This is a genomic window from Siccibacter colletis (genome assembly GCF_025914095.1).
GTDB lineage: Bacteria > Pseudomonadota > Gammaproteobacteria > Enterobacterales > Enterobacteriaceae > Siccibacter > Siccibacter colletis.
On record NZ_CP074352.1, the window covers coordinates 4029591 to 4055003 of the forward strand.

At 55.2% G+C, this 25413-nt stretch carries 23 protein-coding genes; 20 read left to right on the forward strand and 3 right to left on the reverse strand.

What is annotated here, in order from left to right; genetic code table 11:
- Nucleotides 1-6 precede the first annotated feature (6 nt).
- Both rbsD and kup read right to left on the reverse strand, forming a co-directional pair.
- Complete coding sequence (rbsD, locus tag KFZ77_RS19255; RefSeq protein WP_031522310.1) at nucleotides 7-426, reverse strand: D-ribose pyranase; 420 nt, start codon at nucleotides 424-426, stop codon at nucleotides 7-9.
- 179 nt (nucleotides 427-605) lie between these two features.
- Complete coding sequence (gene kup / locus KFZ77_RS19260; protein WP_031522308.1) at nucleotides 606-2474, reverse strand: low affinity potassium transporter Kup; 1869 nt, start codon at nucleotides 2472-2474, stop codon at nucleotides 606-608.
- A gap of 219 nt (nucleotides 2475-2693) precedes the next feature.
- On the opposite strand from kup, the gene ravA reads away from it, so the two are divergent.
- Both ravA and viaA read left to right on the forward strand, forming a co-directional pair.
- Nucleotides 2694-4190: an ATPase RavA gene (gene ravA, locus KFZ77_RS19265; protein WP_264385091.1), complete on the forward strand. Its 1497-nt coding sequence runs from the start codon at nucleotides 2694-2696 to the stop codon at nucleotides 4188-4190.
- Nucleotides 4187-5638: an ATPase RavA stimulator ViaA gene (gene viaA, locus KFZ77_RS19270; RefSeq protein WP_264385092.1), complete on the forward strand. Its 1452-nt coding sequence runs from the start codon at nucleotides 4187-4189 to the stop codon at nucleotides 5636-5638. The genes ravA and viaA overlap by 4 nt, the downstream gene beginning before the upstream one ends.
- On the opposite strand, the gene asnA is transcribed toward viaA, so the two are convergent.
- Complete coding sequence (gene asnA, locus KFZ77_RS19275) at nucleotides 5639-6631, reverse strand: aspartate--ammonia ligase (protein ID WP_031522304.1); 993 nt, start codon at nucleotides 6629-6631, stop codon at nucleotides 5639-5641. It lies immediately after the preceding gene.
- Between the two features lie 152 nt (nucleotides 6632-6783).
- On the opposite strand from asnA, the gene asnC reads away from it, so the two are divergent.
- The 18 genes from asnC (at nucleotide 6784) to pstA (ending at nucleotide 25408) form a co-directional block, all read left to right on the forward strand.
- Nucleotides 6784-7242 carry a transcriptional regulator AsnC gene (gene asnC / locus KFZ77_RS19280; RefSeq protein ID WP_031522303.1) on the forward strand — a complete coding sequence of 153 codons (459 nt, stop codon included), beginning with the start codon at nucleotides 6784-6786 and terminating at the stop codon, nucleotides 7240-7242.
- A 136-nt stretch (nucleotides 7243-7378) separates the two neighbouring features.
- The gene (mioC, locus tag KFZ77_RS19285; RefSeq protein ID WP_031522302.1) at nucleotides 7379-7831 is read left to right on the forward strand and encodes an FMN-binding protein MioC; all 453 of its coding nucleotides are present in this window, start codon (nucleotides 7379-7381) and stop codon (nucleotides 7829-7831) included.
- Nucleotides 7832-8202: 371 nt separating this feature from the next.
- Nucleotides 8203-10092, forward strand: coding sequence for a tRNA uridine-5-carboxymethylaminomethyl(34) synthesis enzyme MnmG (mnmG, locus tag KFZ77_RS19290; protein ID WP_264385093.1), 1890 nt, complete (start codon nucleotides 8203-8205; stop codon nucleotides 10090-10092).
- Nucleotides 10093-10162: 70 nt separating this feature from the next.
- Complete coding sequence (rsmG, locus tag KFZ77_RS19295) at nucleotides 10163-10786, forward strand: 16S rRNA (guanine(527)-N(7))-methyltransferase RsmG (RefSeq protein WP_264385094.1); 624 nt, start codon at nucleotides 10163-10165, stop codon at nucleotides 10784-10786.
- 612 nt (nucleotides 10787-11398) lie between these two features.
- Nucleotides 11399-11779 carry a F0F1 ATP synthase subunit I gene (atpI, locus tag KFZ77_RS19300; RefSeq protein WP_264385095.1) on the forward strand — a complete coding sequence of 127 codons (381 nt, stop codon included), beginning with the start codon at nucleotides 11399-11401 and terminating at the stop codon, nucleotides 11777-11779.
- Nucleotides 11780-11787: 8 nt separating this feature from the next.
- Nucleotides 11788-12606 carry a F0F1 ATP synthase subunit A gene (atpB, locus tag KFZ77_RS19305; protein ID WP_031522296.1) on the forward strand — a complete coding sequence of 273 codons (819 nt, stop codon included), beginning with the start codon at nucleotides 11788-11790 and terminating at the stop codon, nucleotides 12604-12606.
- 49 nt (nucleotides 12607-12655) lie between these two features.
- Entirely contained in the window at nucleotides 12656-12895 is a 240-nt protein-coding gene (gene atpE, locus KFZ77_RS19310) for a F0F1 ATP synthase subunit C (protein ID WP_000429386.1), read from the forward strand.
- Between the two features lie 58 nt (nucleotides 12896-12953).
- The gene (atpF, locus tag KFZ77_RS19315) at nucleotides 12954-13424 is read left to right on the forward strand and encodes a F0F1 ATP synthase subunit B (RefSeq protein ID WP_031522295.1); all 471 of its coding nucleotides are present in this window, start codon (nucleotides 12954-12956) and stop codon (nucleotides 13422-13424) included.
- 14 nt (nucleotides 13425-13438) lie between these two features.
- Nucleotides 13439-13972, forward strand: coding sequence for a F0F1 ATP synthase subunit delta (gene atpH, locus KFZ77_RS19320; RefSeq protein WP_031522293.1), 534 nt, complete (start codon nucleotides 13439-13441; stop codon nucleotides 13970-13972).
- Between the two features lie 12 nt (nucleotides 13973-13984).
- Entirely contained in the window at nucleotides 13985-15526 is a 1542-nt protein-coding gene (atpA, locus tag KFZ77_RS19325; protein WP_031522291.1) for a F0F1 ATP synthase subunit alpha, read from the forward strand.
- A 50-nt stretch (nucleotides 15527-15576) separates the two neighbouring features.
- A complete protein-coding gene (gene atpG / locus KFZ77_RS19330; protein ID WP_031522289.1) occupies nucleotides 15577-16440 on the forward strand; it encodes a F0F1 ATP synthase subunit gamma in 864 nt (287 codons plus the stop codon).
- A 26-nt stretch (nucleotides 16441-16466) separates the two neighbouring features.
- On the forward strand, nucleotides 16467-17849 hold the full coding sequence (atpD, locus tag KFZ77_RS19335) for a F0F1 ATP synthase subunit beta (protein ID WP_031522287.1): 1383 nt from the start codon (nucleotides 16467-16469) through the stop codon (nucleotides 17847-17849).
- A 20-nt stretch (nucleotides 17850-17869) separates the two neighbouring features.
- Nucleotides 17870-18289, forward strand: a complete 420-nt coding sequence (locus tag KFZ77_RS19340; RefSeq protein WP_031522285.1) for a F0F1 ATP synthase subunit epsilon — start codon at nucleotides 17870-17872, stop codon at nucleotides 18287-18289.
- Between the two features lie 356 nt (nucleotides 18290-18645).
- Nucleotides 18646-20016 carry a bifunctional UDP-N-acetylglucosamine diphosphorylase/glucosamine-1-phosphate N-acetyltransferase GlmU gene (glmU, locus tag KFZ77_RS19345; protein WP_264385096.1) on the forward strand — a complete coding sequence of 457 codons (1371 nt, stop codon included), beginning with the start codon at nucleotides 18646-18648 and terminating at the stop codon, nucleotides 20014-20016.
- Nucleotides 20017-20236: 220 nt separating this feature from the next.
- On the forward strand, nucleotides 20237-22066 hold the full coding sequence (gene glmS, locus KFZ77_RS19350; RefSeq protein WP_264385097.1) for a glutamine--fructose-6-phosphate transaminase (isomerizing): 1830 nt from the start codon (nucleotides 20237-20239) through the stop codon (nucleotides 22064-22066).
- Nucleotides 22067-22388: 322 nt separating this feature from the next.
- Nucleotides 22389-23429 (forward strand): phosphate ABC transporter substrate-binding protein PstS, encoded by a 1041-nt coding sequence (gene pstS, locus KFZ77_RS19355; RefSeq protein WP_031522279.1) that lies wholly within the window; start codon nucleotides 22389-22391, stop codon nucleotides 23427-23429.
- Nucleotides 23430-23558: 129 nt separating this feature from the next.
- Entirely contained in the window at nucleotides 23559-24518 is a 960-nt protein-coding gene (pstC, locus tag KFZ77_RS19360; protein WP_031522277.1) for a phosphate ABC transporter permease PstC, read from the forward strand.
- The gene (pstA, locus tag KFZ77_RS19365; protein ID WP_031522275.1) at nucleotides 24518-25408 is read left to right on the forward strand and encodes a phosphate ABC transporter permease PstA; all 891 of its coding nucleotides are present in this window, start codon (nucleotides 24518-24520) and stop codon (nucleotides 25406-25408) included. Before pstC ends, pstA begins: the two co-directional genes overlap by 1 nt.
- Nucleotides 25409-25413: the final 5 nt, after the last annotated feature.

A 25413-nucleotide genomic window follows, 5' to 3' on the forward strand; every position in this document is an offset into this window, starting at 1 on the left:
TCGGCCTCAGAAGGTTACGCCGGCACAGAGAATGATATTCGCATACGGGGAACACTCCCCGCTGCGAATCACCGCCTGGCTATCTGCGGTTTGTTGTTTGAACTGCTCATGACTGATGTAACGAATATCAATGGTGTTTCCCTGGTGTTGCTGCAGTTGCCTGATATGACCAAGCAACGTTTCGTGGAGCTGCGGATTATGCTGTTTGATTTCCGCGGCAAGAACAGCAGCCTCAACCTGCATTTCCGCCGTCACCACTTCCACTACCTGCATAAAGGAAGGTACGCCCTGAGTTAATGCCATATCGATACGATCGGTGCCGCGAGGAATGGGTAACCCGGCATCGCAAACCACCAGCGTATCGGTGTGGCCAAGACGTGAGATGACAGAAGAAATTTCTGCGTTAAGTACTGTGCCTTTTTTCATTTTTCACTCCACTAGCGAAACGTTTCGCTGGCGGCAGTGTAGAGAAAGCGGTGCGCACTAAACAATCACCAGAATGTGAAAATGTGATCGCCATCGAAACGTTTCGCTCACGTTTACCTTAAGGCGTGAAACAAGGTGCTAACAAATGAAAACGCCTCCGCAGGGGAGGCGTTGAGGCGTCAGATTTCGACCTGGGTTCCCAGCTCGATAACCCGGTTCGGCGGGATCTCAAACTGGTCAGGGGCGCGCAGGGCGTTACGCTGAAGCAGCAGGTACAGTTTGCCGCGCAGACGCAGATACCACGGGCGCTTGCCGACGATAAGCGACTCGTGCGACATAAAGAACGAGGTCTCCATCATGCGGCAGCTCAGTCCCTCCAGACCGCAACGGTGGAAGACCTCTTCCACGTTTGGCGTTTCACGCCAGCCATAGCTGGCAACCACGCGCCAGAAGGTGGGCGACAGCTGTTCAATCGTTACGCGGCGCACGTTGTGCACGTAAGGCGCATCTTCGGTACGCAGCGTCAGGAAAATCACGCGCTCGTGCAGCACCTTGTTGTGCTTGAGGTTGTGCAGCATGGCAAACGGAATAACGTTCAGCGCGCGCGACATATACACCGCAGTACCCGGCACCCGCACCGGCGGAGATTTTTCCAGCGAAGCAATCATCGCTTCCAGGGAATTGCCGTGCTCGTGCATCCGACGCAGCAGGCGGAAGCGTTCGCTTTTCCAGGTGGTCATGATGATGAACATCACCAGGCCGAGACTCAGCGGCAGCCAGCCGCCGGAGAACAGCTTGCTGAGGTTCGCGGAGAACAGCGGAATATCGATGCACATAAATGCCACCAGGATCAGCCCCACCAGCAGCTTGTTCCAGTGCCAGTTTTTACGCGCCACGGTGGTCGACAGAATAGTGGTCAGCACCATGGTGCCGGTAACGGCAATCCCGTAGGCGGCGGCCAGGTTGCTGGAGTGCTCAAAGCTGATAATGACAATCACCACCGCGAAATAGAGCATCCAGTTAATGGCGGGGATGTAGATTTGCCCGGACTCCATTTCAGAGGTGTGAATGATGCGCATCGGCGAAAGATAGCCCAGACGTACCGCCTGACGGGTCAGGGAGAATACGCCGGAGATAACCGCCTGAGAGGCGATTACCGTGGCGAGCGTCGCCAGTATCAGTAGCGGAATGAGCGCCCAGTCCGGTGCCAGCAGGAAGAACGGGTTTTTGATCGCTTCCGGGGTTTTCAGCAGCAGCGCCCCCTGACCAAAGTAGTTCAGCACCAGCGACGGCAGCACCACCGAGAACCAGGCCACGCGAATCGGTAATTTACCGAAGTGACCCATATCGGCGTAGAGCGCTTCCACCCCGGTGATCGACAGCACAACTGCCCCCAGCGCCACAAAGGAGATGGCTTTGTATTCCATAAAGAAGCCAATCGCCCACGCCGGGTTCAGCGCCTGCAGCACTTCAGGGTTGCCCATGATGCTGCGCACACCCAGTACCGCCAGCACCAGGAACCAGACCAGCATGATCGGGGCGAACAGTTTGCCCACCATGCCGGTGCCGTGCTTCTGGATCATAAACAGCAGGGTGAGAACAATAATAGAGAGCGGAACGATATAGGGGTCGAGGGAGGGGGCGGCGATTTCAAGGCCTTCGATGGCCGACATTACCGAGATTGCGGGGGTTATCACCACCTCACCATAGAAGAAGCTGCCGCCGATAAGGCCCATGATCACCAGCACCGAGGTCATCCGCGCTGAGGTATTACGCCCGGCCAGCGACATCAGCGTCAGGATCCCGCCTTCTCCGGCGTTATCAGCACGCATCACGAAGCTCAGATATTTAATTGAGACGACAATGATGAGCAGCCAGAAAATAAGAGACAGAAAGCCGAATACCGCCTCGCGTTCTACGCCGAAGCCAAACTGGCCGGACAAACATTCACGCAGGGTATAAAGCGGGCTGGTGCCAATATCGCCATATACCACCCCAATAGCCGCAAGCGTGACCGCAGAGAGTGATTGTTTCTTATCAGTACTCATAGACCCGTCTTTTAGTAATAAAGCTGTGGATGCGTTGCCACTGAACCCACAAAAAGGCGCACAGTATGCACGATTGGTAAAAAAATCGTACCCCTTCGTGCGGCATGGTTAATGTGGCTGCGTCAGACTCTGTTGTCGCATCAATCTGTTACCTGCTCAAATTCAAAACATTTATACTTATTTTCACAGGTTATAACCGGGTAAGGACGCAATTTCATTATGGCTCAATCACATTTGCTGGCGGAAAGAATTTCTCGTCTCAGCGCGGCGCTGGAGAAGGGGCTTTTTGAGCGTAGCCACGCCATTCGCCTTTGCCTGCTGGCCGCGCTCAGCGGCGAAAGCGTGTTCCTGCTCGGGCCGCCAGGCATCGCCAAAAGCCTGATTGCCCGCCGCCTCAAATTTGCCTTCCAGCATGCCCGCGCTTTTGAATATTTGATGACCCGTTTCTCCACGCCGGAAGAAGTGTTCGGTCCACTCTCTATCCAGGCGCTGAAAGATGAAGGCCGCTATGAGCGCCTGACGGCGGGTTATCTGCCGGAAGCGGAAATCGTGTTTCTGGATGAGATATGGAAAGCTGGCCCGGCCATTCTGAATACCCTGCTGACCGCCATCAACGAACGGCGTTTTCGCAACGGCGCGCACGAGGAGAAAATCCCGATGCGCCTGCTGGTTGCCGCTTCCAACGAACTGCCGGAAGCCGACAACAGTCTTGAGGCGCTGTATGACCGGATGCTGATCCGTCTGTGGCTCGACAACGTGCAGGAGAAAGGCAATTTCCGTTCAATGCTGATAAGCCAGCAGGATGAAAACGCCATCCCGATGGTGCCCGGTCTGCAGATTAGCGACGAGGAATATCACCAGTGGCAGCAGGATATCGGCAAGGTTGCCCTGCCGGATCACGTCTTTGAATTGATCTTTACGCTGCGCCAGCAGCTTAACGAGCTGCCGGGCGCGCCCTACGTATCTGACCGTCGCTGGAAAAAGGCTATCCACCTGTTGCAGGCGAGCGCCTTTTTCTCGGGCCGCAGCGCCGTCGCGCCCATTGATCTTATTCTGCTGAAAGACTGTCTGTGGCATGACGCTGAGACCCTGCAGCTGATGCAGCAGCAGCTCGAATTATTGATGACCGGACATGGATGGCAGCAGCACGCGATGCTTTCCCGGCTGGGTGCCATTCAGCAGCGCCGGATGCAGCTCCAGCAGCAGCAGAGCGATCGCGATGCGCTGAAAGTCGTGAAGCAGGGCGGCATGTTCGCCCGCCGGGCACAGTACCTTCTGCCCGATGAGGTGCAGGGCGAGATCCTGACGCTGTTGTTACAGCAGCCGCTTAAACTGCACGATATGGAAGTCATCCATATCACTCTCCCCCGTGAAGCGTTAAACCAGTGGCTGCAAAAAGGCGGTGAGATCCGCGGCAAGCTCAACGGCATTGGCTTTGCTCAACTTCTGACGCTCGAGGTGGACAGCGCACAGTACCTGGTGATCCGCGATGTCAGCCTGCAGAGTACGCGGCTGGCGTTGCCGGGCCATCAGACGCCGGAGAACCTGCCGCAGGAGATCAGCCAGCAACTGGACGAGCTGGATACGCTCTGGCACCAGCAGCACCTGAGCTTCAGCGAGCAGCAGAAGTGCCTGTTTATTCATCCTGAGTGGCTGGGGCGTATCGAGGCCAGCCTGCAGGACGTGGCGGTGCAGATTAAACAGGCGCGGCAATGATCACCGTTGATACGCTCAACGTGGTTCTGGCCATCAGCGAAGGCGAGATGATTGAGGAGATCATCATCGCCCTGCTCGCCTCTCCGCAACTGGCGCTGTTTTTCGAGAAGTTTCCACGCTTAAAGCATGCCGTGACCCAGGATCTGCCCCGCTGGCGCGAGCAGTTAAAAAGCCGCTTGCGCGACGCCCGCGTGCCGCAGGAGCTGGCGCAGGAGGTGATGAGCTATCAGAAAGTGCAGCTGCTCTCCACCAGCCAGTTTATCGTGCAGATCCCCGAGACGCTGCGCGCGCTGCGTCAGACCGGTTCACCGTTTTTCCAGCAGGCAGAACAGCTGGTGGGCAACAACCCTCACTTTACCCCGGCGCTGCATACGCTCTTTTTACAGCGCTGGCGCCTGAGTCTCATCGTTCAGGCCACCTCTCTCAGCCAGCAGGTTTTAGAAGAGGAGCGCGAACAGCTGCTCAGCGAAGTGCAGGAGCGGATGACGCTGAGCGGCCAGCTGGATGCCACGCTGAACGAGAACGATCACGCTGCTGGCAGGCTGTGGGACATGAGCGCCGGTAAGCTCAAACGCGGTGATTATCAGCTGATCGTGAAGTACGGCGAGTTTCTGGCTAACCAGCCGGAGCTGATGAAGCTGGCCGAGCAGCTGGGGCGCTCCCGCGAGGCGAAATCGGTGCCGGTTCGCGATGCGCCAATGGAAACCTTTCGCACGCTGGTGCGCGAGCCGGCGAACGTCCCGGAGCAGGTGGAAGGCTTACACCAGAGCGATGACATCCTGCGCCTGCTGCCGCCGGAACTTGCCACGCTCGGCATTACCGAGCTGGAGTATGAGTTTTATCGCCGGCTGGTGGAGAAACAACTTCTGACCTACCGCCTCGCGGGTGACGCCTGGCGTGAAAAAGTCTCGCAGCGGCCGGTAGTGCATCAGGACATGGACGAGCAGCCGCGCGGGCCTTTTATCGTCTGTGTGGATACCTCTGGCTCAATGGGCGGCTTCAACGAGCAGTGCGCCAAAGCGTTCTGTCTGGCGCTGATGCGTATTGCGCTCGCCGATCGCCGACGCTGCTTCATTATGCTGTTCTCCAGCGAAGTGGTGCGCTACGAGCTGACGGGAGAAGATGGGCTGGAACAGGCGATCCGCTTTCTCAGCCAGCGCTTTCGTGGCGGTACCGATCTCGCCAGCTGTTTTCGCGCAATCAGTGAAAAGATGCAGAGCGGTGACGGCGTGGATGCCGACGCGGTGGTGATCTCGGACTTTATTGCCCAGCGGCTGCCGGATGAGGTAGTGCAGAACGTAAAGACATTACAGCGGGTGCAGCAGCACCGTTTTCATGCGGTGGCGATGTCGTCCTATGGAAAACCCGGCATCATGCGCATCTTCGATCATATCTGGCGCTTCGATACCGGGTTGAGAAGCCGTCTGCTGCGACGCATCAGGGGGTGATTACAGCAGGCCGGAGACGCTCTCTGTTACCTGAGCCGGCCACACGCCACACTGCACCTGGCCGATGTGCGGCAGCTGAAGCAGCAGCATGGTCAGGCGCGACTGGCCGATGCCCCCGCCGATAGTCTGCGGCATCTCCCCTTTCAGCAGCGACTGGTGCCACTCCAGCGCCAGACGATCTTCATCGCCGGAGATGGCCAGCTGGCGTTTGAGCGTCTGCGCATCGACGCGAATCCCCATCGACGAGATCTCGAACGCATCTTCCAGCACCGGGTTCCACACCAGAATATCGCCGTTCAGCCCGGCAAAGCCTTCAGCGGTCGCGGTGGTCCAGTCATCATAATCCGGGGCGCGTACATCGTGACGCTTGCCGTCGCCCAGCTTACCGCCGATGCCGATCAGGAATACGGCACCCAGCTCTTTTGCAATGGCGCGTTCGCGGCCTTTGGCATCCAGTTCCGGGTAGCGCTGTTGCAGCGTTTCGCTGTGCACGAAATGGATCTGCGCCGGCAGGAACGGCGTCAGACCGTACTGCTCGCTCACGGCTGTTTCGGTCGCTTTGATCCCGTCCCAGATCGCTTCCACGGTACGCTTCAGGGTAGCCAGATCGCGTTCGCCGTCGCCCATCACGCGCTCCCAGTCCCACTGATCCACATAGACAGAGTGAACCGGTGTCAGACGATCTTCATCCGGGCGCAGGGCTTTCATATGGGTATAGATCCCTTCCCCAGCGCTGAAGTCATGCTGCCCGAGGGTTTTGCGCTTCCATTTTGCCAGGGAGTGCACCACTTCGAACTGCGCCTCCGGCAGGGTTTTCACCCGCACCTGCACCGCTTTTTCACAGCCAGACAGGTTGTCCTGGGTGCCATCGCCGATACGGCTGAGGATAGGCGCCTGGACTTCAATCAGCCCCAGCTTCTCTTCCAGCTGGCGAGAGAAGTGTGATTTAACAAAGCTGATCTGACGTTGGGTTGCGATGTAAGCGGATTTCATTTTCATTGACTCCTGATGTCTGTTGCCAATGATTAAGCAATAAATAACCACTGACATTCAATAATCATTAATAAAAAAGGCTTATCGCATTTAAATACGCTAAATTAAAGGCCATTAAATTCATGAATCGACATTATCCATAAGGAAATCCGATGGAAAATTATCAGATCGATAATCTGGACCGCGCCATCCTTGAGTCGTTAATGGCAAATGCGCGTACTGCCTATGCCGAACTGGCCAAGCAGTTCGGCGTCAGTCCGGGCACTATTCACGTGCGTGTTGAAAAAATGAAGCAGGCGGGGATTATTACCGGAGCGCGCATTGATATCAGCCCGAAGCAGCTTGGGTATGACGTCTGCTGCTTTATCGGCATTATCCTTAAGAGTGCAAAAGACTATCCCTCGGCGCTGGCAAAGCTGGAAAGTCTGGATGAGGTTACCGAGGCGTACTACACCACCGGGCACTACAGCATCTTTATTAAGGTGATGTGCCGATCCATCGATGCGCTTCAGCAGGTACTTATCAACAAGATCCAGACCATTGATGAAATCCAGTCAACGGAGACGCTGATCTCGCTGCAAAATCCGATCATGCGCACCATCAAACCCTGACAGCACAAGCCTTTCCTGCAATACGACAGCAGCGGTTCGATCCCGTCCGCTGCTTACTATACCCATATTATCCACAGGTAGATCCCAGCCGATTCACAGAGTACACTATGCGTCGTTTCTTCAAAGGCAGGTATCCATGGCTGAGATCACCCTTATTAGCGGCAGCACCCTTGGCGGCGCAGAGTATGTAGCAGAGCATCTGGCAGAGAAGCTGGAAGATGCCGGATTTACCACCCAGACGCTGCACGGCCCGCTGCTTGAAGATCTCCCGCTAAGCGGTACCTGGCTGGTCATCACCTCTACCCACGGTGCAGGCGATCTACCGGATAACCTCCAGCCTTTCTATGATGATCTCGACGCTCAGCGTCCGGATCTGAGCAACGTACGTTTTGGTGCAATCGGTATTGGCAGTCGCGAATATGACACCTTCTGCGGTGCGATCGACAAAATCGAGACGCTGATGAAAGGATGTGGGGCAAAAACGGTGGGGGAAACGCTGAGGATCAACGTCCTCGATCATGACATTCCCGAGGATCCGGCAGAAGAATGGGTGGGATCCTGGATTAATTTACTCAAAAACGAACAATAACCAGGCGTTTGAATGTGGATAACTCTGCTGGAAAGCTTGGATTAACCCGTAGTTATCCCAATAACAACCGCAGTATGATTTTTGAGCTGTGCATAACCCTCATTTTTGATCCCAGCTTATACGGTGTGGGATCACCGATCATTCACAGTAAATGATCCTTACTATCTGCTTGATCTACAACGTGGGATCAAGCTTATCCACAGGGAAAGGCGATCGTAATAAGAGATCATAATAGAAAAGATCTCCATATATATAGATCTTCTTTTTAATACCCGATGATCCCGCTGCTTTCTCGCAGGGCTAAAGTTGAGTAGAATCCACGGCCCGGGATCATTACCCTCAATTCGCAACACCGCAGAGGTTCGGCAACCATGTTTTATCAGGATCCTTTCGACGTCATCATCATTGGCGGGGGTCATGCAGGCACAGAGGCCGCGATGGCCGCAGCCCGTATGGGTCAACAGACCCTACTTTTGACACACAATATCGACACCCTGGGGCAGATGTCCTGCAACCCGGCGATCGGCGGTATTGGGAAAGGACACCTGGTGAAGGAAGTGGATGCGCTCGGCGGTCTGATGGCACAGGCCATCGATCAGGCAGGCATTCAGTTTAGGATACTAAACGCGAGCAAAGGCCCGGCTGTTCGCGCTACCCGCGCACAGGCCGATCGCGTGCTCTATCGTCAGGCAGTACGCACCGCCCTGGAGAACCAACCTAACCTGATGATCTTCCAGCAGGCGGTTGACGATCTGATTGTGGAAAACGATCGTGTGGTCGGTGCCGTAACCCAGATGGGCCTCAAGTTCCGCGCCAAAGCGGTGGTTCTGACCGTAGGCACCTTCCTGGACGGCAAAATCCATATCGGACTGGACAACTACAGCGGTGGCCGTGCCGGCGATCCGCCGTCCATTCCGCTGGCGCGTCGTCTGCGCGAACTGCCGCTGCGCGTGAATCGTCTGAAAACCGGTACGCCCCCACGCATTGACGCCCGTACGATTGATTTCAGCGTGCTTGGACAACAGCATGGCGATAACCCAATGCCGGTGTTTTCATTCATGGGTAATGCCTCTCAGCATCCGCGTCAGGTGCCGTGCTACATCACGCACACCAATGAGAAAACCCATGATGTGATCCGCCAGAACCTCGATCGTAGCCCGATGTATGCCGGGATCATCGAAGGGATCGGCCCGCGTTACTGCCCGTCCATTGAAGACAAGGTGATGCGTTTTGCCGATCGCAACGCGCATCAGATCTTCCTGGAGCCAGAAGGGCTGACCAGCAACGAGATTTACCCGAACGGCATCTCTACCAGCCTGCCGTTTGACGTGCAGATGCAGATTGTCCGCTCGATGGAAGGGATGGAAAACGCGAAGATCGTGCGTCCCGGCTATGCGATCGAGTACGACTTCTTCGACCCGCGCGATCTGAAACCGACGCTGGAAAGCAAATTCATTGAAGGTCTGTTCTTTGCCGGGCAGATCAACGGCACCACCGGTTACGAAGAGGCGGCCGCTCAGGGTCTGCTGGCTGGCCTTAACGCTGCGCGCTTCTCTGCCGAGAAAGAGGGCTGGGCGCCGCGTCGCGATCAGGCGTATCTCGGTGTGCTGGTGGACGACCTCTCTACGCTCGGCACTAAAGAGCCGTACCGCATGTTTACCTCCCGCGCGGAATATCGTCTGATGCTGCGTGAAGACAACGCTGACCTGCGCCTGACGGAAGCTGGCCGCGAACTCGGGCTGGTGGATGACGCACGCTGGGCGCGCTTCAACGAGAAGCTGGAAAACATCGAGCGCGAGCGTCAACGTCTGAAAGCAACCTGGCTGCACCCGGCCTCGGAGAACGTTGCAGAAGTGAATGCTCACCTCACTGCGCCGCTGTCACGCGAGGCCAGCGGCGAAGATCTGCTGCGCCGTCCGGAGATGACCTACGAGACGCTGATCGGCCTTACGCCGTTCGCACCGGGTCTGGACGATGCGCAGGCCGCAGAGCAGGTTGAAATCCAGGTGAAATACGAGGGGTATATCGCCCGTCAGCAGGACGAAATTGAAAAACAGCAGCGCAACGAGAACACGCTGCTGCCTGCCACGCTGGACTACCGTCAGGTATCCGGGCTGTCGAACGAAGTGATCGCCAAGCTTAACGATCATAAACCGTCCTCGATCGGCCAGGCGTCACGTATTTCCGGCGTCACACCTGCTGCGATCTCGATTTTGCTGGTCTGGCTTAAAAAACAAGGCATGCTGCGTCGTAGCGCCTGATTGCGCGTCCCCTCGCCTGCGGGTGAGGGGAGTGCTTCCACTCTGATCTCTCTTCCAACAGGTACCGAACGTGCTAAACAAACTCTCCCGTCTGCTCAGCGCCGCGGGCATCACGCTTCCTGAAAATCAGCAGCAGCAGCTGGTGGCCTACGTCGAAATGCTGAACAAGTGGAATAAAGCCTATAATCTTACCTCGGTACGCGATCCGAACGAGATGTTGATCCGTCACATCATGGACAGCATCGTCGTTGAGCCGCATATGAACGGTACGCGCTTCATTGACGTGGGTACCGGACCGGGCCTGCCGGGTATCCCACTGGCCATTGTGCGTCCTGAGGCGCATTTCACGCTGCTGGATAGCCTTGGCAAACGCGTACGCTTCCTGAAGCAGGTGCAGCACGAGCTGAAGCTGGAGAACGTTACCCCGGTGCAGAGCCGCGTTGAAGATTTCCCTGCTGAACCACCGTTTGATGGCGTGATAAGCCGTGCTTTCGCATCGCTGACGGATATGGTGACCTGGTGTCATCATCTGCCGGGCGAGCAGGGCCGCTTCTATGCGCTGAAAGGCCAGCGTCCTGACGATGAAATCAGCCAGCTTCCTGCCGGGTTCGAAGTGGAAACTATCGTTAAACTGAACGTGCCGCAGCTCGAAGGCGATCGCCATCTGGTGATAATTAAGGCAAACAGAAATTAATTCGCGTCAATAAATCGACAAAATAAGGTTGTTGGTAAAATGTTAACAATGACATTAATTCTCATTGATTACGCTTTTTGCTATTAACCTTATTGTTACTGTGATTTTTCGAGAAGGTAACGTGGCTCTTTTTGCTAATCAACCAAATAGTAAACTCTGAAAATATCATGCTGCTAAAAATTGAAATATTCAACTGCAGTTAAATGTTAAAACTTTGTCAGTGATGTCAATAAAACGTTTTAATGTTGTATTGAGGTATTTTAAAAAGAGTACTCGATATTTCACTTAATAATCAAAAGCATGGTGCGGACGCTTTCTGAAGAGATGTTAATAAACATGCCCGTTAAGTGTTTATAATGTGATCTTAAGCACGCTTTGTAGCCTGGTATTCAATGAAGTTTGCAGTTTATCGCACTGATTTTGCGATTCACGAAAACTTCAAAAATAGCGCTGTCGAAATTTAATTAAACATTTGTTCACCTTTTTGCTACTTATTGTTTGAAATCACGAGTCCGCCCCGTATAATTTGACCGCTTTTTGATGCTTGACTCAGAGCGTTAAAGAACGTTTTATACGACACGCAACCTACCCCAAAGGGAGCAGGAGCAAATTATGGCTGTGTCGCTATTAAGCGGAAACGTTGCTCGCAAACTTCTGATGGTGCAGTTTCTGGCTGTGCTGATTGCAGGAGTGCTATTTTGCCTCAAAGACCCTTTCTGGGGCGCCTCTGCAGTTTACGGGGGCCTGGCAGTCTGGCTGCCGAACGTATTGTTTATGATTTTTGCCTGGCGTCATCAGGCGCAAACACCCGCACAGGGCCGCGTGGCATGGTCATTTGCCATCGGGGAAGTGCTAAAGGTGATTGCGACCTTCACCCTGCTGGTGGTGGCGCTGGTGTATTTTAAGGCGGTTTTTCTGCCGCTGATTGTGACCTGGTTATCGGTGCTGGTGGTTCAGATACTTGCGCCGGCTGTAATTAACAACAAAGGGTAAGAGGCATCATGTCCGCAGGAGAAATCTCATCACCTCAGGAGTACATAGGTCACCATCTGAATAACCTTCAGATCGATCTTCGTACCTTCTCACTGGTGGATCCGCATAACCCCCCGGCCACCTTCTGGACGCTCAACATCGACTCCATGTTTTTCTCGGTGGTATTGGGCCTGTTGTTCCTGGTGCTGTTCCGTCGTGTGGCGAAGCATGCAACCAGCGGCGTTCCGGGCAAATTCCAGACCGCGGTTGAACTGATTGTCGGCTTCGTACATGGCAGCGTTAAAGACATGTACCACGGCAAGAGCAAGGTCATCGCGCCGTTGGCCCTGACGATTTTCGTCTGGGTATTCCTTATGAACCTGATGGACTTACTGCCAATCGACCTGCTGCCGCTGTTTGCTGAGCACGTCCTTGGTCTGCCTGCGATGCGTGTGGTGCCGTCTGCTGACGTGAACATCACCCTCTCCATGGCGCTGGGCGTATTCGTCCTCATCCTGTTCTACAGCATCAAAATGAAAGGCATTGGCGGCTTCACGAAAGAGTTGACGCTGCAGCCGTTCAATCACTGGGCATTTATTCCTGTCAACTTAATCCTTGAAGGGGTAAGCCTGCTGTCCAAACCGGTATCACTCGGTCTGCGACTGTTCGGCAACATGTATGCCGGTGAGTTGATTTTCATTCTGATTGCTGGTCTGTTGCCGTGGTGGTCACAGTGGATCCTGAATGTGCCGTGGGCCATTTTCCACATCCTGATCATTACGCTGCAAGCCTTCATCTTCATGGTTCTGACGATCGTCTATCTGTCGATGGCGTCTGAAGAGCATTAATTTTTAAACAACACTACTGCGTTTTAACTGAAACAAACTGGAGACTGTCATGGAAAACCTGAATATGGATCTGCTGTACATGGCTGCCGCTGTGATGATGGGTCTTGCGGCAATCGGTGCTGCGATCGGTATCGGCATCCTCGGGGGTAAATTCCTGGAAGGCGCTGCGCGCCAGCCTGATCTGATTCCTCTGCTGCGTACTCAGTTCTTTATCGTAATGGGTCTGGTGGACGCAATCCCGATGATCGCTGTAGGTCTGGGTCTGTACGTGATGTTTGCTGTCGCGTAGTGAGCGTTGCTTTTTACAAGCAATATCAGAACGTTAACTAATAAAGAGGCATTGTGCTGTGAATCTTAACGCAACAATCCTCGGCCAGGCCATCGCGTTTGTCCTGTTCGTTCTGTTCTGCATGAAGTACGTATGGCCGCCAATTATGGCTGCCATCGAAAAACGTCAAAAAGAAATTGCTGACGGGCTGGCTTCCGCAGAACGAGCTAAAAAGGATTTGGACCTTGCACAGGCCAACGCGACCGACCAGCTGAAAAAAGCGAAAGCGGAAGCCCAGGTAATCATCGAGCAGGCGAACAAGCGTCGCTCTCAGATCCTGGACGAAGCTAAAGCTGAAGCAGAACAGGAACGTAACAAAATCGTGACGCAGGCTCAGGCGGAAATTGACGCCGAGCGTAAACGTGCTCGCGAGGAGCTGCGTAAGCAGGTCGCTGTGCTGGCTGTTGCTGGCGCCGAGAAAATCATCGAACGTTCCGTGGATGAAGCTGCTAACAGCGACATCGTCGATAAACTGGTCGCTGAACTGTAAGGAGGGAGGGGCTGATGTCTGAATTTGTAACTGTAGCTCGCCCCTACGCCAAAGCAGCTTTTGACTTTGCCGTCGAACACCAGAGTGTCGATCGCTGGCAGGACATGCTGGCTTTCGCCGCCGAGGTGACGAAAAACGACTACATGGCAGAGCTTATCTCCGGTGCCCTGGCACCGGAAACGCTCGCCGAGTCGTTTATCGCAATTTGTGGTGAGCAGCTGGACGCCAATGGCCAGAACCTGATCAAGGTGATGGCTTCTAATGGTCGTCTGAAAGCGCTCCCTGACGTTCTTGAGCTTTTCATTGAGTTACGCGAAGCCAGCGAGGCTACTGCGGAAGTTGAAGTCACTTCTGCAAACGTACTGAGTGAAGACCAGCTCTCGAAAATCAGCGCCGCGATGGAAAAACGTCTGTCACGCAAAGTGAAGCTGAATTGCAAAATCGATAAGTCTGTAATGGCAGGCGTAATCATCCGCTCGGGTGATATGGTCATTGATGGTAGCGTACGCGGCCGTCTTGAGCGCCTTGCAGACGTCTTGCAGTCTTAAGGGGACTGGAGCATGCAACTGAATTCCACCGAAATCAGCGAACTGATCAAGCAGCGCATTGCTCAGTTCAATGTTGTGAGCGAAGCTCACAACGAAGGTACTATTGTTTCTGTAAGTGACGGTGTTATCCGCATCAACGGCCTGGCCGATGTAATGCAGGGCGAAATGATCGCACTGCCGGGTAACCGTTACGCTATCGCACTGAACCTGGAGCGCGACTCCGTAGGTGCTGTGGTAATGGGTCCGTATTCTGACCTCGCCGAAGGCATGAAAGTGAAGTGCACCGGTCGTATCCTGGAAGTTCCGGTTGGCCGTGGCCTGCTGGGCCGTGTGGTTAACACCCTGGGTGCGCCGATTGATGGTAAAGGTCCGATCGACAACGATGGTTTCTCACCAATCGAAGTTATCGCACCGGGCGTTATCGATCGTCAGTCCGTTGATCAGCCGGTACAGACCGGTTACAAATCCGTCGATGCGATGATTCCAATCGGCCGTGGCCAGCGTGAGCTGATCATCGGTGACCGTCAGACCGGTAAAACCGCGATGGCAATCGATGCGATCATCAACCAGCGCGACTCCGGCATCAAATGCGTGTACGTCGCTATCGGCCAGAAAGCGTCCACTATTTCTAACGTGGTACGTAAGCTGGAAGAACACAACGCGCTGGCTAACACCATCGTTGTGGTTGCTACCGCGTCTGAATCCGCTGCGCTGCAGTACCTGGCTCCGTACGCCGGCTGCGCGATGGGCGAATACTTCCGCGACCGCGGTGAAGATGCACTGATCGTTTACGATGACCTGTCTAAACAGGCTGTTGCTTACCGTCAGGTTTCCCTGCTGCTGCGCCGTCCGCCAGGACGTGAAGCATTCCCGGGCGACGTGTTCTATCTCCACTCCCGTCTGCTGGAGCGTGCATCTCGCGTTAGCGCTGAGTACGTTGAGCGTTTCACCAACGGTGAAGTGAAAGGCCAAACCGGTTCTCTGACCGCGCTGCCGATCATCGAAACCCAGGCGGGTGACGTTTCTGCGTTCGTTCCGACCAACGTAATCTCCATTACCGATGGTCAGATCTTCCTGGAAACCAACCTGTTTAACTCCGGTATTCGTCCGGCGGTTAACCCGGGTATCTCCGTATCCCGTGTAGGTGGTGCTGCTCAGACCAAGATCATCAAGAAACTGTCCGGTGGTATTCGTACCGCGCTGGCACAGTATCGTGAACTGGCTGCGTTCTCTCAGTTCGCATCCGATCTGGACGAAGCAACCCGTAAACAGCTGAGCCACGGTCAGAAAGTGACCGAGCTGCTGAAGCAGAAACAGTACGCGCCAATGTCTGTTGCTCAGCAGGGTCTGGTACTGTTCGCGGCTGAACGCGGTTACCTCGAAGATGTGGAACTGGCGAAAATCGGTAGCTTCGAAGCCGCTCTGCTGGCTTACGTTGACCGTGACCACGCTCCGCTGATGCAAGAGATTAACCAGACCGGTGGCTATAACGATGAAATCGAAGGCAAGCTGAAAAGCATCCTCGATTCCTTCAAAGCAACCCAGTCCTGGTAACGTCTGGCGGCTTGCTGTAAGGCAAGCCGCAAGGCATTGAGGAGAAGCTCATGGCCGGCGCAAAAGAGATACGTAGTAAGATCGCAAGCGTCCAGAACACGCAAAAGATCACTAAAGCGATGGAGATGGTCGCCGCTTCCAAAATGCGTAAATCGCAGGATCGCATGGCGGCCAGCCGTCCTTATGCAGATACCATGCGCAAAGTGATCAGTCACCTTGCCACCGGTAATCTGGAATATAAGCACCCTTACCTGGAAGAGCGCGACGTAAAACGCGTGGGCTACCTGGTGGTGTCTACCGACCGTGGTCTGTGCGGTGGCTTGAACATTAACCTGTTCAAAAAACTGCTGGCGGATATGAAAGAGTGGTCTGATAAAGGCGTTCAGTGCGACATCGCAATGATCGGCTCCAAAGGCGTGTCATTCTTCAACTCCGTAGGCGGCAACATTGTCGCTCAGGTAACTGGCATGGGGGATAACCCTTCCCTGTCCGAACTGATCGGCCCGGTAAAAGTGATGTTGCAGGCCTATGATGAAGGCCGTCTGGACAAGCTGTACGTTGTCAGCAACAAATTTATTAACACCATGTCTCAGGCTCCAACCATCACTCAGCTGCTGCCGTTACCGGCTTCAGAAGATGAAGAGTTGAATCGCAAATCCTGGGATTACCTGTATGAGCCAGATCCGAAAGCGCTGCTGGATACTCTCCTGCGTCGTTATGTGGAATCTCAGGTTTATCAGGGCGTGGTAGAAAACCTGGCCAGCGAGCAGGCCGCACGAATGGTGGCGATGAAAGCCGCAACCGATAATGGCGGCAGCCTGATTAAAGAGCTGCAGTTGGTATACAACAAAGCTCGTCAGGCCAGCATTACTCAGGAACTCACCGAGATTGTCTCGGGGGCCGCCGCGGTTTAACCAGGTTATTTCGTAGAGGATTCAAGATGGCTACTGGAAAGATTGTCCAGGTAATCGGCGCCGTGGTCGACGTCGAGTTCCCTCAGGATGCCGTACCAAAGGTGTACGATGCCCTTGAGGTAACAAATGGTGATGAGCGTCTGGTGCTTGAAGTGCAGCAGCAGCTCGGCGGCGGTATCGTACGTACCATCGCAATGGGTTCTTCCGACGGTCTGCGTCGTGGTCTGGATGTTGCCGACCTCGCTCACCCGATTGAAGTCCCGGTAGGTAAAGCGACCCTGGGCCGTATCATGAACGTGCTGGGTCAGCCGATCGACATGAAAGGCGACATCGGCGAAGAAGAGCGTTGGGCTATTCACCGTCCGGCACCGTCCTACGAAGAGCTGTCCAGCTCTCAGGAACTGCTGGAAACCGGCATCAAAGTAATCGACCTGATGTGTCCGTTCGCGAAGGGCGGTAAAGTGGGTCTGTTCGGTGGTGCGGGCGTAGGTAAAACCGTAAACATGATGGAACTCATTCGTAACATCGCGATTGAGCACTCCGGTTACTCCGTGTTTGCAGGCGTGGGCGAACGTACCCGTGAAGGTAACGACTTCTACCACGAAATGACCGACTCCAACGTTCTGGACAAAGTATCCCTGGTTTACGGCCAGATGAACGAGCCGCCGGGAAACCGTCTGCGCGTTGCACTGACCGGCCTGACCATGGCTGAGAAATTCCGTGAAGAAGGTCGTGACGTACTGCTGTTCGTCGATAACATCTACCGTTACACCCTGGCCGGTACTGAAGTATCCGCACTGCTGGGTCGTATGCCTTCCGCGGTAGGTTATCAGCCGACGCTGGCGGAAGAAATGGGCGTTCTGCAGGAACGTATCACCTCGACCAAAACCGGTTCTATCACCTCCGTTCAGGCGGTATACGTACCTGCGGATGACCTGACTGACCCGTCACCAGCCACCACCTTTGCGCACTTAGACGCAACCGTGGTACTGAGCCGTCAGATCGCGTCTCTGGGTATCTACCCGGCCGTTGACCCGCTGGATTCCACCAGCCGTCAGCTCGATCCGCTGGTGGTTGGTCAGGAGCACTACGACACCGCGCGTGGCGTTCAGTCCATCCTGCAGCGTTATCAGGAACTGAAAGACATCATCGCGATCCTCGGTATGGACGAGCTGTCTGAAGAAGACAAACTGGTTGTAGCGCGTGCGCGTAAAATCCAGCGCTTCCTGTCCCAGCCGTTCTTCGTAGCGGAAGTCTTCACCGGTTCTCCGGGCAAGTACGTGTCGCTGAAAGACACTATCCGTGGCTTTAAAGGCATCATGGACGGTGAATTCGACCATCTGCCGGAGCAGGCGTTTTACATGGTTGGCTCCATCGACGAAGCCGTGGAAAAAGCCAAAAAACTTTAACGCCTTAATCGGAGGGTGACATGGCTATGACTTACCACCTGGATGTCGTGAGTGCTGAGAAACAGATGTTTACCGGCACCGTGGAAAAAATCCAGGTAACGGGTAGCGAAGGTGAGCTGGGTATTTACCCGGGCCACGCCCCGCTGCTCACTGCCATTAAGCCTGGTATGATCCGCATCGTTAAGCAGCACGGTCATGAAGAGTATATCTACCTGTCCGGCGGGGTACTTGAAGTACAACCCGGCAGCGTGACCGTTCTGGCTGATACCGCGATTCGTGGTCAGGATCTCGACGAAGCGCGAGCCCTGGAAGCGAAGCGTAAGGCTGAAGAGCAGGTGCGTAGCTCCCACGGTGACGTGGACTATGCCCAGGCTTCTGCTGAACTGGCTAAAGCGATCGCGAAACTGCGCGTTATCGAGTTGACCAAAAAAGCGATGTAACACCGGCTTGAACGTGAAAATGCCAGTCTGATGACTGGCATTTTTTTTGTCCGTTATTCGTCGCGCTACGGGCGTTCTGCCTGCATAAAACCCGTCGTCACCTGCCCCTTCTTCTCATTCCGGATGCAGCACTTAATTTCAGACAATTAAAAAAGCGCTACACTGTGGAGAATTTCACGGCCCGGACGGTTTGTTATCCGCTCAGAACAGGCAGAAAAGGCCTGAGATGGGGCTGAAAACGCCTGTGGATAACGAAAAAATGTCGCTTTCAGTGGTGCCATTTCATGCTGAAAAATATGTAGAATTTTCAACGTGAAACCGTTTTACTTCTTACCAAATTTTGAATCAGGACGCGTATGTCAAACAGTGCATTAAGCGTGGTGATCCTCGCCGCTGGCAAAGGGACCCGCATGTATTCCGATCTGCCGAAGGTGCTGCACCGTATCGCCGGGAAACCAATGGTTCAGCATGTCATTGATACCGCTACTAAATCAGGCGCGAAAAACGTGCATCTGGTGTATGGCCACGGCGGTGAACTGCTGAAGCAGACGCTGCGCGGCGACGCGCTGAACTGGGTATTGCAGGCCGAACAGTTGGGTACCGGACACGCGATGCAGCAGGCCGCCCCGTTCTTTGCCGATGACGAAGACATCCTGATGCTTTACGGCGACGTGCCGCTGATTACCTTAGAGACGCTGACGCGCCTGCGTGAGGCGAAGCCGCAGGGCGGCATTGGTCTGCTGACCGTCAAACTCGACGACCCGACCGGCTATGGCCGCATCGTGCGTGAGAATGGCGCGGTCGTCGGCATTGTCGAACATAAAGACGCCACCGACGTGCAGCGCCAGATTAACGAAATCAACACCGGAATTCTGGTGGCCAACGGGGCCGACCTGAAGCGCTGGTTGGGCAAGCTGAACAACAATAATGCGCAGGGCGAATATTACATTACGGACGTGATCGCGATGGCGCATCAGGAAGGCCGTGAGGTGGTTGCTGCGCACCCGGATCGCCTGAGTGAAGTGGAAGGCGTGAATAACCGCCTGCAGCTCTCCCGTCTTGAGCGCGTGTATCAGGCAGAGCAGGCGGAAAAACTGCTGCTTGCCGGCGTGATGCTGCTCGATCCGGCCCGTTTCGATCTGCGCGGTGAGCTGACGCATGGCCGCGACGTTGAGATCGACACTAACGTCATCATCGAAGGTCAGGTCACCCTCGGCCACCGCGTGAAGATCGGTACCGGCTGCGTGATTAAAAACAGCGTCATCGGTGATGACTGCGAAATCAGCCCTTATACCGTGGTGGAAGATGCGCGCCTCGACGCCGCCTGCACCATCGGGCCGTTTGCCCGTCTGCGCCCGGGCGCAGAGCTGGCAGAAGGCGCCCACGTCGGCAACTTCGTTGAGATGAAAAAAGCGCGCCTGGGCAAAGGCTCCAAAGCGGGTCATCTCAGCTATTTGGGCGATGCCGAGATTGGCGATAACGTAAATATCGGCGCGGGCACTATCACCTGCAACTACGATGGCGCGAACAAGCATAAAACGCTGATTGGCGATGACGTGTTTGTCGGCTCCGATACCCAGCTGGTGGCCCCGGTTAGCGTCGGCAACGGCGCCACCATCGCCGCAGGCACCACCGTGACGCGCGATGTTGCAGAGCACGAGCTGGTGCTGAGCCGCGTTCCGCAGGTGCACAAGCAGGGCTGGCAGCGTCCGGTGAAGAAAAAGTAATACGCGGCGGGCGGCATTTTGCTGCCCGCTGAACGTTTTGCACGTCGGGGATGTGAAAGCGTCTGCGACGTGCCGGGATGAGGGGATAACATAATCTCCCGCCCACCAGCAGTACCAGAATAATAACCCCACTCTCTACAAGGCTCGGGGCGCCCGGTAAAAGGGCAACAAGGTCGTCAGACAACGCGTGGCGTAATGCCAGAATCAGGAATCAAAAACTATGTGTGGAATTGTTGGCGCGGTCGCGCAACGTGATATTGCTGAGATCCTTCTCGAGGGGTTGCGTCGTCTGGAGTATCGCGGCTATGACTCTGCGGGTCTGGCGGTGGTGGACAGTGAAGGCAGGATGACGCGTCTGCGCCGTCTTGGCAAAGTCCAGATGCTGGCTCAGGCGGCAGAAGAGCACGCCCTGCACGGCGGTACGGGGATTGCCCATACCCGCTGGGCGACCCACGGCGAACCGTCAGAAGGGAATGCGCACCCGCATGTTTCTGAACATATCGTGGTAGTGCACAACGGCATTATCGAAAACCACGAACCGCTGCGTGAAGAGCTGAAAGCGCGCGGCTACACCTTCGTCTCCGAAACCGACACCGAAGTTATCGCTCACCTGGTGCACTGGGAGCTGGCCCAGGGCGGTACGCTGCGCGAAGCGGTGCTGCGTACTATCCCGCAGCTGCGCGGTGCCTACGGCACGGTGATCATGGATACCCGCGACCCGAGCACCCTGCTGGCGGCCCGTTCCGGCAGCCCGCTGGTTATCGGCCTCGGCATGGGGGAAAACTTTATCGCCTCCGATCAGCTGGCGCTTCTCCCGGTGACCCGCCGCTTTATCTTCCTTGAAGAGGGCGATATTGCCGAAGTGACCCGCCGCAGCGTGAAGGTGTTCGATAAGTCTGGCGCGGAAACCACGCGTCAGGAGATCGAATCCAACCTGCAGTACGATGCGGGCGATAAAGGTATCTACCGTCACTACATGCAGAAAGAGATTTACGAGCAGCCAAACGCTATCAAAAATACCCTGACCGGGCGCATCAGCCACGGTGAGGTTGATCTCAGCGAACTGGGCCCGCAGGCGAACGCGCTGCTGTCGCAGGTAGAGCACATCCAGATCGTAGCGTGCGGCACGTCATATAACTCCGGTATGGTGTCGCGCTACTGGTTTGAATCGCTGGCTGGCGTGCCGTGTGACGTGGAGATCGCCTCTGAGTTCCGCTACCGTAAATCCGCCGTGCGCCGTAACAGCCTGATGATAACCCTGTCGCAGTCCGGCGAAACCGCAGATACTCTGGCGGCGCTGCGTCTGTCGAAAGAGCTGGGTTATCTGGGCTCGCTGGCGATCTGCAACGTGCCTGGCTCCTCGCTGGTGCGTGAATCTGACCTGGCGCTGATGACCAAAGCGGGCACCGAAATTGGCGTAGCGTCTACCAAGGCGTTTACCACCCAGTTGACCGTGCTGCTGATGCTGGTGGCGAAACTGAGCCGTCTGAAAGGCGTGGACGCGGCGATTGAACAGGACATCGTGCATGGCCTGCAGGCGCTGCCGAACCGTATCGAGCAGATGCTCTCTCAGGACAAACGCATCGAGGCGCTGGCGGAGGCCTTCTCTGACAAGCATCACGCGCTGTTCCTTGGCCGTGGCGATCAATATCCGATTGCCCTCGAAGGCGCGCTGAAGCTGAAAGAGATCTCCTACATCCACGCTGAAGCCTACGCGGCAGGGGAGCTGAAACACGGCCCGCTGGCGCTGATTGACGCTGACATGCCGGTGATCGTGGTGGCGCCGAACAACGAGCTGCTGGAAAAACTGAAATCCAACATCGAAGAAGTACGCGCCCGCGGCGGTGTGCTGTTTGTCTTCGCCGATCAGGATACCGGTTTCACCAGCAGCGATAACATGCACATTATCCAGATGCCGCATGTGGAAGAGAGCATCGCCCCGATCTTCTATACCGTTCCGCTGCAGCTGCTGGCCTATCACGTCGCGCTTATTAAAGGCACCGACGTCGATCAGCCGCGCAACCTGGCAAAATCGGTGACCGTCGAGTAATTCTCACGCCCCGCTTGATAATAAGCGGGGCATTTTATCTTTATCCCCGCCCGCAATTCTCACCATCAGATGCGCTTCAGAAATGACTTTCTGTCATATTCGGCTATTTTTTCACTGTAATAAAAATAAAATTTTACCGACATCCTGTCGTCATCTTTCTCGTTATCTGATTGAAAAGACATAGTTTTACGAAAAATCTTATCGACAAGATCCCGTTGTCACAAAACTGTCATATTTCGTACATTTAGCTGTCACCTGTTTGTCCTATTTTGCTCATCGTGGAAACTAAACAACACCTTACGAACACCTTGCAGGAGACATTATGAACATCATGCGTACCACTGTCGCAACTGTTGTCGCCGCGACCTTCTCCCTGAGCGCTTTCGCTGTTAACGCAGCGGCAAGCCTGACTGGCGCGGGTGCAACCTTCCCTGCGCCGGTGTATGCCAAATGGGCAGATACCTATCAGAAAGCTACCGGTAGCAAAGTGAACTACCAGGGTATCGGCTCCTCAGGTGGTGTAAAACAGATTATCGCTAACACCGTTGATTTCGGCGCCTCTGACGCCCCGCTGTCTGACGAGAAACTGCAGCAGGAAGGCCTGTTCCAGTTCCCGACCGTTATCGGTGGTGTGGTGCTGGCCATCAACGTTCCGGGCATCAAAACCGGTGAGCTGGTGCTGGACGGCAAAACCCTGGGTGACATCTACCTGGGCAAAATCAAAAAATGGGATGACGCGGCAATCACCAAACTCAACCCGGGTCTGAAACTGCCTTCTCAGAACATCGCTGTTGTGCGTCGTGCTGACGGTTCAGGCACCTCCTTCGTCTTCACCGGCTACCTGGCCAAAGTGAACGAAGAGTGGAAATCTAAAGTAGGCTCTGGCTCTACCGTTAACTGGCCGACCGGTCTGGGCGGTAAAGGTAACGACGGTATCGCAGCCTTCGTACAGCGTCTGCCGGGTGCTATCGGTTACGTTGAATACGCTTACGCTAAGCAGAACAACCTGGCTTACACCAAGCTGATCTCTGCTGACGGCAAGCCGGTAAGCCCGACCGAAGAGAGCTTCTCCAACGCCGCGAAAGAAGTGGACTGGAGCAAATCCTTCGCACAGGACCTGACTAACCAGAAAGGTGACGATGCGTGGCCGATTACCTCCACCACCTTCATCCTGGTTCACAAAGAGCAGAAGAAACCTGAGCAGGGCGCTGAAGTGCTGAAGTTCTTCGACTGGGCCTTCAAAGACGGCGCCAAAGAAGCGAACGACCTGGATTACGCCAGCCTGCCGGACAGCGTTGTTGAGCAGATTCGTGCAGCATGGAAAACCAACGTAAAAGACAGCAGCGGTAAAGCACTGTACTAAGCGTATCGGGGCGGATGACAATGCGTTATCCGCCCGCATAACAGGATGTTATAGTTGATTTTCAGGCCCGGTACGCTCACGCAACCGGGCAGTTTGTTAGAGTCAGTACCTAAACCTAAAGAGTAACTTATGGCTGCAACCAAGCCTGCATTTACGCCTCCAGGCAAAAAAGGTGACATGATATTCAGCGCGCTGGTAAGACTGGCTGCGCTGATTGTGCTATTGCTGCTGGGCGGCATTATCATCTCCCTTATCATCTCCTCCTGGCCAAGTATTCAGAAGTTTGGCTTCTCCTTCCTCTGGACCAAAGAGTGGGATGCGCCTAACGACATCTACGGTGCGCTGGTGCCGATCTACGGCACGCTGGTGACCTCCTTTATTGCGCTACTGATCGCCGTCCCGGTGAGCTTCGGTATTGCGCTGTTCCTGACGGAACTGGCCCCGGCCTGGCTGAAACGCCCGCTGGGTATTGCCATTGAACTGCTCGCGGCTATTCCGAGTATCGTGTACGGCATGTGGGGGCTGTTTATCTTCGCCCCGCTGTTCGCGACGTATTTCCAGGAGCCGGTCGGCAACGTGCTGTCCAATATTCCGTTTGTTGGCGCGCTGTTCTCTGGTCCGGCATTCGGGATTGGTATCCTGGCGGCGGGCGTCATTCTCGCCATCATGATCATCCCTTACATCGCGGCGGTAATGCGCGATGTGTTTGAACAAACTCCGGTGATGATGAAAGAGTCGGCCTACGGCATCGGCTGCACCACCTGGGAAGTGATCTGGCGCATTGTGCTGCCGTTCACCAAAAACGGCGTTATCGGCGGCGTGATGCTGGGCCTCGGTCGTGCGCTGGGGGAAACCATGGCAGTGACCTTCATCATCGGTAACACCTACCAGCTCGACAGTGCCTCGCTCTATATGCCGGGTAACAGCATCACCTCCGCGCTGGCAAATGAGTTCGCCGAAGCGGAATCCGGTCTGCATGTGGCCGCGCTGATGGAACTGGGTCTGATCCTGTTCGTGATCACCTTCATCGTACTCGCGATTTCTAAATTCATGATCATGCGTCTGGCGAAAAACGAGGGGGCGCGCTAATGGCTACCTTAGAACTTCAACATACCGCCGGTCTGGCGGAGTCGCGCCGTAAAATGCAGGCGAAGCGCCGCATGAAGAACCGTCTCGCCCTGACGCTCTCTATGGCGACCATGGCGTTTGGTCTGTTCTGGCTGGTGTGGATCCTGTTCTCTACCGTCACGCGCGGTATCGACGGCATGTCGCTGGCGCTGTTCACCGAGATGACGCCGCCGCCGAACACCGCAGGCGGTGGTCTGGCGAACGCCCTTGCGGGCAGCGGCCTGCTGATCCTGTGGGCCACGGTTATCGGTACGCCGTTAGGTATCCTGGCGGGTATTTATCTGGCGGAGTACGGGCGTAAATCATGGCTCGCTGAAGTCATCCGCTTCATCAACGATATTCTGCTCTCTGCCCCGTCTATCGTGGTGGGCCTGTTCGTCTACACCATCGTGGTGGCGCAGATGGAGCACTTCTCCGGCTGGGCGGGTGTGATTGCGCTGGCGCTGCTGCAGGTGCCTATCGTAATCCGTACCACCGAGAACATGATGAAGCTGGTGCCGGACAGCCTGCGTGAAGCGGCTTACGCTCTCGGTACGCCGAAGTGGAAGATGATCTCCGCCATTACGCTGAAAGCCTCCGTTTCCGGGATTATCACCGGCGTGCTGCTGGCCGTAGCCCGTATCGCAGGCGAAACCGCACCGCTGCTGTTTACCGCGCTCTCCAACCAGTTCTGGAGCACGGACATGATGCAGCCTATCGCTAACCTGCCGGTAACCATTTTTAAATTCGCCATGAGTCCGTTTGCCGAGTGGCAACAGCTGGCCTGGGCCGGGGTGCTGATTATTACGCTGTGCGTCCTGTTGCTGAATATCCTGGCGCGCGTGCTGTTCGCCAAAGGTAAACACGGTTAATTTTG

What these genes read in the sequence shown, in the direction of transcription:
- rbsD (WP_031522310.1), bottom strand. Translation starts at nt 426, where the DNA reads ATGAAAAAAGGCACAGTACTTAACGCAGAAATTTCTTCTGTCATCTCA.
- kup (WP_031522308.1), bottom strand. Translation starts at nt 2,474, where the DNA reads ATGAGTACTGATAAGAAACAATCACTCTCTGCGGTCACGCTTGCGGCT.
- ravA (WP_264385091.1), top strand. Translation starts at nt 2,694, where the DNA reads ATGGCTCAATCACATTTGCTGGCGGAAAGAATTTCTCGTCTCAGCGCG.
- viaA (WP_264385092.1), top strand. Translation starts at nt 4,187, where the DNA reads ATGATCACCGTTGATACGCTCAACGTGGTTCTGGCCATCAGCGAAGGC.
- asnA (WP_031522304.1), bottom strand. Translation starts at nt 6,631, where the DNA reads ATGAAATCCGCTTACATCGCAACCCAACGTCAGATCAGCTTTGTTAAA.
- asnC (WP_031522303.1), top strand. Translation starts at nt 6,784, where the DNA reads ATGGAAAATTATCAGATCGATAATCTGGACCGCGCCATCCTTGAGTCG.
- mioC (WP_031522302.1), top strand. Translation starts at nt 7,379, where the DNA reads ATGGCTGAGATCACCCTTATTAGCGGCAGCACCCTTGGCGGCGCAGAG.
- mnmG (WP_264385093.1), top strand. Translation starts at nt 8,203, where the DNA reads ATGTTTTATCAGGATCCTTTCGACGTCATCATCATTGGCGGGGGTCAT.
- atpI (WP_264385095.1), top strand. Translation starts at nt 11,399, where the DNA reads ATGGCTGTGTCGCTATTAAGCGGAAACGTTGCTCGCAAACTTCTGATG.
- atpB (WP_031522296.1), top strand. Translation starts at nt 11,788, where the DNA reads ATGTCCGCAGGAGAAATCTCATCACCTCAGGAGTACATAGGTCACCAT.
- atpE (WP_000429386.1), top strand. Translation starts at nt 12,656, where the DNA reads ATGGAAAACCTGAATATGGATCTGCTGTACATGGCTGCCGCTGTGATG.
- atpH (WP_031522293.1), top strand. Translation starts at nt 13,439, where the DNA reads ATGTCTGAATTTGTAACTGTAGCTCGCCCCTACGCCAAAGCAGCTTTT.
- atpA (WP_031522291.1), top strand. Translation starts at nt 13,985, where the DNA reads ATGCAACTGAATTCCACCGAAATCAGCGAACTGATCAAGCAGCGCATT.
- atpG (WP_031522289.1), top strand. Translation starts at nt 15,577, where the DNA reads ATGGCCGGCGCAAAAGAGATACGTAGTAAGATCGCAAGCGTCCAGAAC.
- atpD (WP_031522287.1), top strand. Translation starts at nt 16,467, where the DNA reads ATGGCTACTGGAAAGATTGTCCAGGTAATCGGCGCCGTGGTCGACGTC.
- KFZ77_RS19340 (WP_031522285.1), top strand. Translation starts at nt 17,870, where the DNA reads ATGGCTATGACTTACCACCTGGATGTCGTGAGTGCTGAGAAACAGATG.
- glmU (WP_264385096.1), top strand. Translation starts at nt 18,646, where the DNA reads ATGTCAAACAGTGCATTAAGCGTGGTGATCCTCGCCGCTGGCAAAGGG.
- glmS (WP_264385097.1), top strand. Translation starts at nt 20,237, where the DNA reads ATGTGTGGAATTGTTGGCGCGGTCGCGCAACGTGATATTGCTGAGATC.
- pstS (WP_031522279.1), top strand. Translation starts at nt 22,389, where the DNA reads ATGAACATCATGCGTACCACTGTCGCAACTGTTGTCGCCGCGACCTTC.
- pstC (WP_031522277.1), top strand. Translation starts at nt 23,559, where the DNA reads ATGGCTGCAACCAAGCCTGCATTTACGCCTCCAGGCAAAAAAGGTGAC.
- pstA (WP_031522275.1), top strand. Translation starts at nt 24,518, where the DNA reads ATGGCTACCTTAGAACTTCAACATACCGCCGGTCTGGCGGAGTCGCGC.